Genomic DNA, 13153 nt, shown 5'->3' with positions numbered 1-13153 from the left:
CTGGCCGCAGAAACAAAAAAGCGAGGATATCTATCCTCGCTTTTTTATTTTATCGAGCGTCTAACTCAAGAAGATTGAGTCGCGTATTACTGTACTTTTTGACCTGCGCTGCATGTTTGCGCTGACACCAACTCATCCGCCATTAATTGGCCGCGGGAGTTGCGTACTTTGATTCGGTACATCAAGCCCATATCAATTTGCTCACGCACCGCTGGTGTATTGCAGTAAGTGTATATACTGGTGTTCACTACTTGATTTAACGGCTTGGCACCAAGCGCATCATCGTTATAAATCATCATCATCTCAACCACATTTTTGTTGGAAGAAATGCGTAAGATTTTTAATGGACCGTATTCAAGCGGTAAACCTGCAGAAAGAACACCAGCGCGGTTAGAAGCCATCAACTCAAGTTGATGTTGCTTGTCATCACTTGATGAACAACCTGCTAGTGCACCGAATACGAGGAAAAGACACAGTAATTTTTTCATAACTTAAAACACTTTCTTGAACGGTTTTACGATGACATTTTCGTAAACGCCCGCTGCAATGTATGGATCGGCATCAGCCCATGTTTGAGCTTCTTCCAAAGAGGAAAATTCTGCTATGACTGTCGAGCCAGTAAAGCCTGCTTCACCCGGATTATCGGAATCAATGGCTGGCATTGGACCTGCAGTGAGTAGACGTCCTTCGTCTTGAAGTTGCTGCAAGCGCTCAAGATGTTGAGGGCGAACACTCAGACGTTTTTCTAATGAGTTCTCGATGTCCTGAGAAAAAATGACGTACCACATAGCATATTTCCTTAATTGGTAGGGTAAAGTCCTAATTTAACGCCTTTTTTGTGCCACTCACAAGTCAACAATGGAATTTGTGAGGTTGTTCCTAGCAATTCGTTATATTAAACCAAGTTATTACTTTTGAACTGGGCGTGGTTTACCTTCGCTATCGATCGCAACATAGTTGAATGTGGCATCACAAACCATGAAGCGCTCTTCTACACCGTCGACTTTAACAGGCTTCACCCATACTTCTAGGTCTACACTCATCGAAGTTCTGCCGATCTTTGAGCATACTCCGTAACAACAGACAACATCGCCGACGCTGACAGGTTTTTTAAATGTGATGCTAGAAACCGAGACAGTAACAACTCGGCCTAAGGAGATTTCTTTAGCCAGAATCGCACCAGCTAAGTCGAGTTGGGACATGATCCAGCCGCCGAAGATATCGCCATTGGCATTAGTATCAGCGGGCATAGCAAGGGTGCGAAGCAATAATTGGCCTTTTGGTGTATGACCTTCTTGATTCATGATGACATCCTACAATCTTTATTAAGCTCAAAAATGGAGCAAATAATGCACCAAGATTTCTGGCGCAAACAACAAAACAGCGACCCTGAGGTCGCTGTAAATAATCAATGTAAGAAGATTATAGCAAAATTGAGCTTTTAATCATCAACCGAAACATCGGATGAGTTTTCTTTCTTCTCTTTTTGATCTTTTGGCATGTGCTTGTAGATGTAGAAGCCCGTAGCGATCATGTAAGCGAATGTCGCGATCAGTAAACCGAACACTTTGAAGTTAACCCACACATCGAGTGGGAGCTTAAACGCTACGTATACGTTTAGGCCGGCACAGAACGAGAAAAAGCCAACCCATGCCCAGTTGATTTTGGTCCAGATCTCTTCAGGCAAAGTGATTTCTTTACCAAGCATGCCTTTGATCGCGGACTTGCCCATAGCATGACTTACGGCTAAGCCAACAGCGAACAGTGCATAGATGATGGTTACTTTCCATTTGATGAAGTTGTCATCGTGGAAAAATATGGTCATGCCACCGAAGATAGCCACCATTGCGAAAGTAACCAATTGCATCTTTTCTACTTTCTTGTATAGAGCAAACGTCAACACGATTTGAATAGCCGTTGCGATGATAAGCGCGCCTGTCGCAACATAGATATCGTGCATCTTGTATAGGACAAAGAAGACAATGAGTGGAATAAAATCAAGGATTTGCTTCATGATGCAAAAAACTACCTAGTTATTGAGTTGAGGACAGTCTAGCGGAATCTGAGGCAATGTGAATATTTATAGAATATAGAGGAAAGAAATAGCCGCATTCAGCGGCTATTTTGTTGGACAGAAGGAAGAGATTCAGGCAACGTTTTGGTAACGAGTGATGAGGTTTTTCACATCTTCCAAATAGCCTTCGCGTAACAGGTTATCGACAGTTGCTTCTAGTTCGTCATGGGACATGGTGAAGCAGGTTGATTTTCCCGTCATCAGGTTGAGGTACTGATGGTATTCTTCTTCTGTATAGTGTCCAACACGGTCTAAAAGTAAGGTTTTAATACCGTGGTGAATCAAGCCGTAATAAGTATGTCGATGAAGCATCATGGTCATCTCCTTATCAAGTTTCCCCGCTAATAAAGAGAGGGCTTGAATCTATGGATAATTCGTTTGTACTTCAGTAATGCATATCAGATGCCAATTATTCGTTCTCAATTTCGAAAGAATTCGACGCGGTGTCTTTGTTGAGCCAATTGTTCAGGACATGCCTGAGGGCATTTAAAGTCGTCGGCTTTTCCAAACGCCCATCCATGAGCTTGGCAATCATTTCAAGCTCGCGTTCTCCAGACTCTCCTGAGAGCGCAATGATCGGCGTGTTAGGCGATAGCGCTTTTATCTTTTCACTGGCTTCAAATCCATTCATTACAGGCATTTGCACATCCATTAATATCAAATCGATGTGGTTAGCTTCAAACAGTTCGACCGCATTCTCTCCGTTCTTGGCTTGCAAGCTATTCACACCAAGTTGGTTTAAATACATTTGCACTAATGCTCGTTGCACTTCTTTATCATCAACGATGAGTACGGTTGGTGCGTTCTTATCTATTTTTACGTTCGATTTGGCTTTTTGTTCAGTGTGACTATTCTTCCAATCCGTGAAATAAGGCGTGCGTAAGGTTTCAGCTTTTGGCGCATTGGGGACAACAGGGAAATAAAGGTGAAACTCGGTGAACTCTTCCAGTTTTGAGTGGCACTCAATTCTCCCGCCAAATGAACGCATTACGCGTTGGCAATAACCAAGCCCCAAGCCGCTACCACCACTTTTCTGGTAAGAGAAGAAGTCGTCAAAGATTTTGTGAGAGATGGTTTCGTCGATACCAGGACCGGTATCGCGGAACACAAGCACGTTTTCATAAGCCCCCGTACTGGTGCTGATTTCAATTTGACTATCTGGATAGGAATCAAAATAGTAAATTGCGTTACGAATGAGGTTAAAAATAACGAAGTTAAATAAGGTCTCATTTAGCTTGGCCACAAAATCAGTATGTTGTGGTAAACGAATTCTCTCAATTATCTTCTCATTTTCAAAACCGTAGTGGCTGACCGCTTGATCGACCGCTTTATGAATTGAAGAGAGGGCAATGGGCTCATGTTCAGGGGCGCTGTCGCTGACCTCCCGAAGAATGATATCAATCAACTGACGGCCACGTTGGATGGCCGCCTGACCATTTTCGATGTCAATTTTTATCTGCTCAATTGGTGCTTGGTTTTCAATATGCTGCTTCAGAGCCTCAAATTGCAATTGAACTTGAGCGAGAGGATTACGCATTTCGTGGGCAATTGAGTTAGCCAGCGCACGGCTTTGACGAATACGTCGATCGGCCTCAATGGTGCTTTGAACACGTGTAAGCAAGGTTTGCAACGCAGAGATCTCTTCATTTGAGAACAACTGATTGTTGATCTTATGTGGTGAGACCAATAGGTGCGTCACGGATTTGCCTTGCCCGAAGAGTGGCATAACCAAAGCCGTATTGTTTGAACTCATTTTTTCGTACAAGGCTTTTACGGAGCCCTTTGATGAGCTTGCATAGTCAATCTCGTCAGAGAGTTCGTCTAACACTAAGACAGATTTGTTTGACGACAAGTAGTCTTCGTAAAATGTCTCAGTGTAATTACTGGTCACCAAGCGGAGCTTGTCGTTCGGGATTTGCAGTAATATTCCCAAACGTCTCATCGCATCATCAATCGACAGTTTGAACTCATCCTCAAGCGCTAAGATTTGTTGCACGGGTGTTTTCTTATTGCCGTAAATCAAAAACGATGAATAACGGCTTACTCGTTTATAAAGTAGATGCCAAGTAATGCCGATTAGGGCGCAGATTGGTGTGGCGATTAACCATTGTTTGCTATCTGTCATTGGGATGAAGATTGCACCTAAAGGCAAAACGAATATCGCGCATACGAGCAATGCGCTGAGTGACATGTATGCGAGGTATTTGACGCTATAAAAACGTGAGGTGAGTAGCGCATAACCTACGAATAACATTTCACTGATAGACAACGCTGGTGGTAGCCAAGTCAGTGAAAAGTCACCCATGAAGTAAGTCATGCCAAGGTGTATGGTTGCCGTTGATAGCATGAACACCAAGATGCCTGCGATCATGTAGTTGGTTTTGGCTAGCGTTAGTCTGCTGCTGTTAGCGCGCATGGCGACTAAGTTGACCAAAGTGAGCACAACGAAACTTACCAAACCTATGAAGAAGTAGGAGGTCTGTGGGCCAAACTCAATGACAAACTCACTAGGCCCAACGATTTCGACATGCTCTACCGTTAAGTTCGGTTGTAAGTTGATAAATAATGAGTAGACCGTCAGGGTGACGAAGATCAGTTGTTGCCAAGGGTGTACTTTGCCCTTTCTTTGCTCGGCAGAGAGTTGGCAAGAAAAGTAATAGGCGAACGCAAATGCGAAGAAGGACGCAAGGTTAGCAAACTTTGCCATAAAGATGCCGACATCCGGCCCCAAATCAGGCAAGAGCTCAGTATGGAAATACGCATTGCTGCTTATCCAAGCAATGATGCAAACAGAGTAAGCAATGTAAGGCGCGTGATGCGTCCCAAAGATAACCTCGTTTTTTTGTTTTAAGCGAAAGCAGTAGTAAATCAGCCACATAAAAACCACTGCTACCGTGGCAAGTAGCGTAATGGCTTTTGCGTAGATGATTGTCTCTAAACCGAAATCAAACATATTCATCCCTTTCGGATGACGCTCGTTTTCGGTTGGCTCTCACTGCGCGTTTGTAGGCGCGGAAATCGGTTTGATTGAATGCTTTGACCATCATTTCGAAATTCCAGAATCCCCGGTAAGTTTCTTTGCCGTCATTATTGAGATCGCAATATCCAGAATGGAAATACGCTTTCTTATCGATCGACTGATAAAAGTTGAGCATGAAAGGTTGCTCAATGATGGTGAAGCCTACTTTATAACCAGCTTGATACAGTACGTTCATTAGCTCTTTTTGTGCAAGGTAGAGAAAGTAGAGTTTCTGCTGGGCATTTCCACTTACTGTCAAGCGCAGGACTTCACACACGGATTGTGTATCGGATAATAGTAACTTGAATTCGCGATCAAATTCTGGGAGAGAGTAACATTTTAACAGTGTAGATGATGTAAAAAGCTGTAATCGCGTTAGTTCTTCGTACCCATGGTTTGGTAAACAGTAGTGCCATTGTTCGTTGCTAAATTGTGGTGCGTAGCTCAACCAACGGTTGTGAATAGCCCAATCCTGAACCAAAGCAGAGGCAACAAGGGTAGGGACCGCTTCATTGTCTGGATGTTTTAGTAATATAAAGTGCTTCCCTGTTTGCGACAGCGACAGTAACGGCAGCATTTCGTACCACTTTTCACCTTGTATAAAAAGCTCAAGATTACTTAACGTGACTGCATCACTCAGTGATATCGCTTGAGAGTGAGAGGGTGTTTTTACCATAAGTTGAGCATCTTCTATGCGTTCAATCATGGCACCGTAATAAGCGCTATCTTCAAAGGGCAGTTTGGTACTTATTGTAGAGATTTCCTGTACAGGAGGCTTCGTCTTGATTGCTGCAATTTCACATTCACACCAAAACTCCAGCCAGTGCGTAAAGCACTGAGATGCGACAAGCTCTAACGCCGTAATGTAAGGCGATAAGGTGGAAGGGTAACGTTGTACTAAATCACGATAGTCCATCGATTCAAACAGCACTGAAAAGCTCTTAGCCTTATGTTCTGGGAAGAGTGCAATGAGTTGATTTCTTCGGTAGTCAGTAACGGATTGGAATATAACTTGACGTTCTTGCGTATCGAAACCACTAAGAACCGCATTGATCAGCGCGAGCTGCTTTTTTTCAATAGGCATGCTGCTCGCAGATAGCACCCCTAAAGACGACGTAAAATTCATGAGATAACCTAGCCAAGGTTTATGGTTTTTTATTTATGCCGCTCTTATATCATTTAAAACAAAATATGCCATTAGTTTCTATTTAAACGGTTACCTAAGGCAGGTTTATCGTAAAAAAAGCCGCTCGATGGAGCGGCTTGAATGAGCGTTAATTTAAATTATGCTTCTTGCTTTTGAAGCTCAGTTTGTTGTGCTTCTTCTTCAATAAGTGCATCCACGATAACGGCACATGCTGCATCACCTGTGATGTTTAGTGCGGTACGAATCATGTCGAAGATACGGTCAAGCGCAAACAATAGTGGGAGACCTTCGATTGGAATACCAGCAGCAAGCAGTACCGCGACTACTAGGAATGAAGGACCAGGAACACCTGCTTGGCCTACTGCGCCCAGTGTCGAAGTGACGATGATCGCAACGTAAGCGCCCATGCCTAGGTCGATGTTGAACAGTTGCGCAAAGAAGATTGCCACTAGGCCGTAGTAAATCGCGTTACCTGACATGTTGATGGTTGCGCCAAGCGGTAAAACAAATGAAGCGGTTGAGTTTCTTACGCCCAACTCTTTCTCACACGTATCCATTGTTACAGGCAGCGTTGCCATTGAAGAGGCGGTAGAAAGGGCAACTGCTTGTGGCTTCTTCATTGCTGATACGAATTTCTTCGCCGATGTCTTAGTGAAGATATGTACCATTGCTGGGTAAACCACGAAGCCGAACACTAGGATTGCCGCTACGTAAACGACGAACAGTTTGAAGACCACCATTAGGGCACCAAAACCGAACGTACCTACCGCTTCAGCCATCAGACCAAATACACCGATAGGCGCAATGATCATCACTTTGTTGATCATCCAAACCATAGCGTCAACGATGCAGTTGACACCATTGATGATTGGCTCGCGACGTGATTTTTCTTGTTTTGAAATCGCGATACCGAAGAACATACAGAACACAAGGATCTGAAGGATGTTCGCTTCGTTTAGTGATTGGAAAACGTTAGTTGGGATCATACCAGTGATGGTTGCCCAGAAAGTAGGTAATTCACCTTTTGAAGCGTATTCAGCTGAGAACATACCTTCAACGCCAGAAACGTCGATGCCCATGCCTGGTTGGAATACTTCACCCATAAACAGTGCTAGTGCGACAGCTAGGGCAGACGTTAGACCAAAGTAACCTAGCGTTACCAAGCCCACTTTACCTGCAGATTGGCTGTTGCCTAGACCTGCTGCACCTGAGATAAGCGCTACTGCGACCAGAGGGATCACAAGCATCTTGATCAGGTTGATGAAGATAGCACCTAGTGGTGCAAATACTGTCGCGCTTTGACCCATGAAGGCACCAACGGCAGTACCTACGATCATTGCAATGACGACTTGTACGCCAATGTTGTTTAGCAAACTCTTTTTGTTTAACACTTCCATAACCTCTGTGCTAATAAAATGTAAAATCCTAAAATTACCCACCAATATAAAGTTGTTATTTGGATAATTATATCGCCTTGCTTTTTACACTTATCATTCACAATTAGCAATACAATTTCCGTACAAACTTATCAACTGATCGGGAATTCATTGATGAATGGTAGTTTTTTAATCACAAGCAAACGATTGCCATCGATCGTGCTGATATTTTTACTAGGTGATGTTTATAAAATATATGGTAAGAAAGAGGGAAATTTAGAGAATGGATGTTAAAAAAAAGATCGATTCCGAATGGTAAATAAGGAATCGATCTCATATTCATGCGAGTAGTAATACGTTATTTTTGTGTTGCTGCTTTCATAGCAGAAACGAATTCACTTAGCTTATCTAGCATGATTTGTGGTTGCTCAACGTGCGCTTCAATGATCTTCACCACGGCTGAGCCAGAAATCGCACCAGCGGCACCAGATTCTAGTGCTTGTTTCACCTGTGCTGGCTCAGAGATGCCAAAACCAAGTAATGCTGGTGGCGCATCAAATTGGTTCAGTCTATCCAGCATGTGACCTACAGGCATGTTTGCTTTGGTTTCTGCGCCAGTAACACCTGCACGAGATAGTAGGTAAGTGTAGCCGCCACCCAGCTTCGATACTTGCTTCAGTGTTTCATCACTTGCCGTTGGTGGTGCGATGAAGATTGGGTGAATACCAAACTTTTCTGCAGCAGCAACAAATTCGGCACTTTCATTAGTTGGTACATCTGCAATCAAAACAGAATCGATGCCTGCTTTTGCACAACGCTCATAGAAGTTCTCGATACCACGAGAGTAAACAAGGTTCGCGTACATCAGAAGACCAATAGGCAGCTCTGGGTACTTAGCTCGGATCTTACCAATTTGCTCGAAGCAGATATCTGGTGTTGCACCTGAATCTAACGCGCGAATGTTAGCGCCTTGGATGGTTGGGCCATCGGCTAGCGGATCTGAGAATGGAATACCAAGTTCAAGGGCATCTGCGCCAGATTCAACCAGTGTTTCCATGATTTTGTAAGACTGCTCTGCGTTTGGATCGCAAACCGTTACGAACGGTACAAATGCGCCTTGGTTTTTCTCGTTTAGACGCGAGAACATCTTTTCATAACGGCTCATTAGATCGCTCCTTTTTCTTCTAGGATGGCATGCACAGTGAAGATATCTTTATCACCACGACCAGATAGGTTGACTACCAGCAATTGTTCTTTCTCAGGATTCTCACGAGCCATACGCAGTGCGTGTGCCACTGCGTGAGAAGATTCTAGGGCAGGGATAATGCCTTCATGGCGTGCAATCTCTTGGAATGCTTCTAACGCTTCATCGTCTGTCACGTTGTCGTATTCTGCACGACCAATTGCGTTTAGGTGCGCGTGCTGAGGACCAACTGAAGGGAAATCAAGACCCGCAGATACAGAGTAAGACTCTTCAACTTGGCCGTTAGGATCTTGCATTAACGGTGCTTTCATACCAAAAAAGATGCCCGTTTTGCCATGTTTAAGTGGTGCACCGTGCTGGTCTGTATCGATGCCTTTACCTGCTGGCTCAACACCAATTAGGCGAACGCTTTCTTCTTCGATGAAGTCAGCAAACATACCAATCGCATTTGAACCACCGCCCACACATGCGATAACCGCATCAGGAAGACGACCTTCACGAGCCAAAATCTGATTCTTCGTTTCTTCACCAATCATGCGTTGGAAGTCACGCACGATGGTTGGGAATGGGTGAGGACCTGCCGCTGTACCTAGTAGGTAGTGCGCGTCTTCATAAGTTGCAGACCAGTCGCGTAGCGCTTCATTACATGCGTCTTTAAGTGTTGCTGAACCCGAGTGAACAGGAATGACTTCTGCGCCCATTAGCTTCATACGGAATACGTTCGGGCTCTGACGCTCAACGTCTTTTGCACCCATGTAAACGCGACACTTAAGGCCAAGCAGTGCACACGCAAGTGCCGTTGCAACACCGTGTTGACCTGCGCCCGTTTCAGCGATGATTTCGTTTTTACCCATGCGTTTCGCAAGCAGAGCTTGACCTAACACTTGGTTGGTCTTGTGCGCGCCACCGTGAAGTAGGTCTTCACGTTTTAGGTACAGTTTAGTTTTCGTACCTTTGGTTAGGTTACGAGTTAGAGTCAAAGCCGTTGGACGGCCCGCATACTCTTGAAGAAGCGTCATGAATTCGCTGCGGAATTCTGGATCTTCTTGCGCGTCGATAAACGCTTGCTCTAGTTGCTCCAGTGCTGGAACTAGAATTTGCGGAACGTACTGACCGCCGTATTCGCCAAAGTAGGCATTCAGTTTTGCCATCGTTATATTCCTTCTCGTATTTTTCGCTACGAATAGCTTTAAATTTTTTAGCTGATATCCAGCTTTAGTAGTTGCGAATAGCGGTGAATGCCGCGAGCAACTTCTGTGAATCTTTTTTGCCTGGTGCGCTTTCTACACCAGAGTTTAAATCTAATCCCAAGCAACCTAGTGTCGCTGCTTGTTGAGCATTTTCTGGCGACAGTCCGCCTGCTAGCATAATTTGACTTGGGTCGCCAATCAGTGACCAGTCGAACACTTGGCCGGTTCCGCCTGTTTGAGTGCCGACTTGCGCATCTAGTAGATGGCGGTCAATGTTGTCTGCAAGCAGTTCTGGCTTCGCATCTGTCACACCGTAAGCTTTCCAAATTTCTACTGTTGTTGGCAGTTCGGCTTTGAGTTGGTTTACGTAAACTTGGTCTTCTTGGCCGTGCAGTTGCACTGCTTTTAAACCCAAAGAGGTCACGACAGAAGCAACAAAATCGATATCGTGATTTTGGAAAACGCCAACGTAATTCAGTGGAGCACCGCTCATGGTTAAGCGAGCACCCTCAAGGTCAACCGCACGCTTCGACTTCTCGACAAAAATCAGGCCACCAAATACTGCACCAGATTGATACGCTTTTGCTGCGTCATCTGGGTGCGTTAAGCCACAGACTTTGTTTTCACCCAACGTGACTTTGCGTACTGCAAGTTCAAGGTTGTCTTCTGCCATCAGCGAGCTACCAATCAAGAATCCGTCTGCGTATTCCGCTAAATCACGAACTTGTTGATGCGTATAAATGCCAGACTCTGAAATCACGGTCGCATTTGGTGCTAATTCGCGAATTGTCGGCGCCAGTTCTTTAGTACGATTCAAATCAGTACTTAGGTCGCGCAAGTTACGGTTATTGATGCCGATAACGCGTGCGCCTAGCTTAACGGCACGATGAAGCTCTTCTTCGTTGCTGACTTCGGTCAGGATGCCCATGTTCAGGCTGTGTGCTGCTTCTTCTAGCGCTTTGTACTCTTCGTCATTGAGGACAGACAGCATTAGCAAGACAGCATCAGCACTGTAATGACGCGCTAGGTAAACTTGGTAGGTATCTACCATGAAGTCTTTACAAATAACTGGTTGTTTGACTTGACCACGCACTTGAGGAAGAAAGTCAAAGTTACCTTGGAAGTACTTTTCGTCTGTTAAGACTGAAATGGCATCTGCATGGTTGTTGTAAACCGATGCGATGTAATCCAAGTCGAAGTGATCACGAATCAAACCTTTAGAAGGAGATGCCTTCTTACATTCGGTGATGAATGCCGTCTTTTCGCCACTCAGAGCATCGTAGAAGCTGCGGTCCGATGGCAGCAAATCAGACTGAAATGTGCTTAGCGGTTGAGACACCTTACGGTCTGCTACCCACTGATATTTGTCGCGGACAATTTTCGCCAGTACTTCTGCCATTTCTGCTTCTTTCTTAGAAACGTGTTCAGACAGGTTGTCAGCTTGCTGAGTGTTGAAGTCAGTCATCTTCTTCAATTCCTTAAGCGTGTGCGGCAAGTTGTTGTACCAATTGGTACGCCTTGCCTGAATTCATTGCCTCAATCGCTTGTTGCGTGTTGGCTTTTAAATCTTCGTGGCCGAATAGACGCATTAGCAGAGCAACGTTTACTGCCACTGCACCCAATTGTGCGTCTGTACCTTTACCCGTCAGAATATTGGTAATGATCGCTTTGTTTTCTTCAGGATCGCCACCTTTGATCGCTTCTAGTGGGTGTGCTTCTAGACCGAAGTCTTCAGGCGTTAGTTTGTATTCTGTGATCTTACCGTCTTTGATTTCGGCAACGGTTGTTTCACCGTGAATTGCTACTTCGTCCAAGCCACTGCCGTGTACCACCGCGGCGCGCTTCATACCCATTTGTAGCATGGTTTCTGCGATAGGACGAACCAGTTCTTCACTGTAAACACCCATCAATTCGATGTTTGGACGAGCTGGGTTAATCAGTGGGCCAAGAATGTTAAAGATGGTACGTGTTTTCATGGTTTGGCGCACTGGCATCGCATGGCGCACACCACCGTGGTATTGAGGTGCAAATAGGAAAGCAACACCGATATCGTCTACCGCTTTGCGCGTATCTTCTGCGCTCATTGCTAGATTGATACCAAATGAATCAAGAAGGTCAGAAGAGCCTGATTTGCTGGAGACGCTGCGGTTACCGTGTTTCGCTACTTTTAGACCACATGCTGCAGCAACAAACGCCGCAGTGGTTGAAATGTTGATGGTGTTGTGACCGTCGCCGCCAGTACCTACGATATCTGCGAAATCGTAATCTGGGCGAGGGAATGGGTTTGCGTTTGCCAGAAGTGCTTTCGCCGCGCCTGCAATTTCATCTGGTGTTTCGCCTTTGATTTTTAGTGCAGTCAGTGCTGACGCCATCAAAATTGGGCCTAGTTCACCACGGATAATGATGTCGAATAGCTGTTGGCTCTCTTTCTGAGTAAGCGATTCTTGCTCGTACAGTTTAGTAATAATAGGGTTGATGATTGCTTCCATATTTCCTCTCCTAAATTTCTTATGTGCCAAGTGCTTTTTAAGCAGTGAGTGGGTTCGCTGAAGTTTGTTCTTCAAGTGCCCATTCAATGGCATTGGCCAACAGTGTTGCTCCGTAGGTCGTCATAATAGATTCCGGGTGGAACTGGAACCCGCAAACTTTATCTTCTTCATGTACAACAGACATTACCAAGTCATCCACTTCTGCTGTGATGGCTAGGCTCTCAGGAACCTTGGTCGCAACTAGCGAGTGGTAACGCGCAATCGCAAGTGGTGATGGTAGGTTTTGGTAAATCGCATGGTTTTGGTGCTCCATCATGGAGACCTTACCGTGAATGATTTCGCCTGCACCAGCAACGGTACCGCCGTACGCTTCAACAATCGCTTGGTGACCAAGACAAATGCCGATCATTGGAACTTTGCCTTTCATCAGTTGAATCAGTTCTGGCATTGAGCCTGCTTCTGACGGTGCACCAGGACCAGGCGATAGCAGAACCACTGGGTTTTCAAGCTCGTTCACCGCTTGTTCAATGGTTTGTGCTGGGATGTTATTTCGGTAAATCTTGACTGAGTGACCTAGCGAGCGGAATTGATCCACAAGGTTGTAGGTGAACGAGTCAAAGTTGTCGATAAAAATGATATTAGCCATCTCTGAAC

At 45.0% G+C, this 13153-nt stretch carries 13 protein-coding genes; all 13 read right to left on the bottom strand.

Going from position 1 to position 13153, the window contains the following annotated elements:
- Positions 1 to 86 precede the first annotated feature (86 nt).
- Positions 87 to 488 (bottom strand): GspS/AspS pilotin family protein, encoded by a 402-nt coding sequence (locus VJL_RS19185; protein WP_038880531.1) that lies wholly within the window; start codon positions 486 to 488, stop codon positions 87 to 89.
- 3 nt (positions 489 to 491) lie between these two features.
- Positions 492 to 788, bottom strand: coding sequence for a YciI family protein (locus VJL_RS19180; protein ID WP_038871892.1), 297 nt, complete (start codon positions 786 to 788; stop codon positions 492 to 494).
- Positions 789 to 908: 120 nt separating this feature from the next.
- On the bottom strand, positions 909 to 1304 hold the full coding sequence (yciA, locus tag VJL_RS19175) for an acyl-CoA thioester hydrolase YciA (protein ID WP_038871890.1): 396 nt from the start codon (positions 1302 to 1304) through the stop codon (positions 909 to 911).
- Positions 1305 to 1441: 137 nt separating this feature from the next.
- A complete protein-coding gene (locus VJL_RS19170) occupies positions 1442 to 2014 on the bottom strand; it encodes a septation protein A (protein WP_038880529.1) in 573 nt (190 codons plus the stop codon).
- A gap of 132 nt (positions 2015 to 2146) precedes the next feature.
- Positions 2147 to 2389, bottom strand: a complete 243-nt coding sequence (locus VJL_RS19165) for a hypothetical protein (RefSeq protein ID WP_038871884.1) — start codon at positions 2387 to 2389, stop codon at positions 2147 to 2149.
- Positions 2390 to 2483: 94 nt separating this feature from the next.
- Complete coding sequence (gene luxN, locus VJL_RS19160; RefSeq protein ID WP_038880527.1) at positions 2484 to 5027, bottom strand: quorum-sensing autoinducer 1 sensor kinase/phosphatase LuxN; 2544 nt, start codon at positions 5025 to 5027, stop codon at positions 2484 to 2486.
- Positions 5020 to 6219 carry an acyl-homoserine-lactone synthase gene (locus VJL_RS19155; protein ID WP_038880524.1) on the bottom strand — a complete coding sequence of 400 codons (1200 nt, stop codon included), beginning with the start codon at positions 6217 to 6219 and terminating at the stop codon, positions 5020 to 5022. Before VJL_RS19155 ends, luxN begins: the two co-directional genes overlap by 8 nt.
- 158 nt (positions 6220 to 6377) lie before the next feature.
- The gene (locus VJL_RS19150; RefSeq protein WP_038871875.1) at positions 6378 to 7637 is read right to left on the bottom strand and encodes a dicarboxylate/amino acid:cation symporter; all 1260 of its coding nucleotides are present in this window, start codon (positions 7635 to 7637) and stop codon (positions 6378 to 6380) included.
- A 337-nt stretch (positions 7638 to 7974) separates the two neighbouring features.
- Positions 7975 to 8781, bottom strand: a complete 807-nt coding sequence (trpA, locus tag VJL_RS19145; protein WP_038880521.1) for a tryptophan synthase subunit alpha — start codon at positions 8779 to 8781, stop codon at positions 7975 to 7977.
- Positions 8781 to 9971 carry a tryptophan synthase subunit beta gene (trpB, locus tag VJL_RS19140; RefSeq protein WP_005376781.1) on the bottom strand — a complete coding sequence of 397 codons (1191 nt, stop codon included), beginning with the start codon at positions 9969 to 9971 and terminating at the stop codon, positions 8781 to 8783. The genes trpA and trpB overlap by 1 nt, the downstream gene beginning before the upstream one ends.
- 64 nt (positions 9972 to 10035) lie before the next feature.
- A complete protein-coding gene (gene trpCF, locus VJL_RS19135) occupies positions 10036 to 11475 on the bottom strand; it encodes a bifunctional indole-3-glycerol-phosphate synthase TrpC/phosphoribosylanthranilate isomerase TrpF (protein WP_038880518.1) in 1440 nt (479 codons plus the stop codon).
- A gap of 13 nt (positions 11476 to 11488) precedes the next feature.
- The gene (gene trpD, locus VJL_RS19130) at positions 11489 to 12499 is read right to left on the bottom strand and encodes an anthranilate phosphoribosyltransferase (protein ID WP_038880515.1); all 1011 of its coding nucleotides are present in this window, start codon (positions 12497 to 12499) and stop codon (positions 11489 to 11491) included.
- 37 nt (positions 12500 to 12536) lie between these two features.
- A complete protein-coding gene (locus VJL_RS19125) occupies positions 12537 to 13145 on the bottom strand; it encodes an aminodeoxychorismate/anthranilate synthase component II (RefSeq protein ID WP_038880512.1) in 609 nt (202 codons plus the stop codon).
- Between the last annotated feature and the right edge of the window lie 8 nt (positions 13146 to 13153).

The sequence above is a fragment of the Vibrio jasicida CAIM 1864 = LMG 25398 genome, from assembly GCF_000400365.1.
Classification (GTDB): Bacteria; Pseudomonadota; Gammaproteobacteria; order Enterobacterales; family Vibrionaceae; genus Vibrio; species Vibrio jasicida.
Note: the sequence above shows the minus strand (reverse complement) of the source record. Positions and strands in the feature narration are given on the sequence as shown.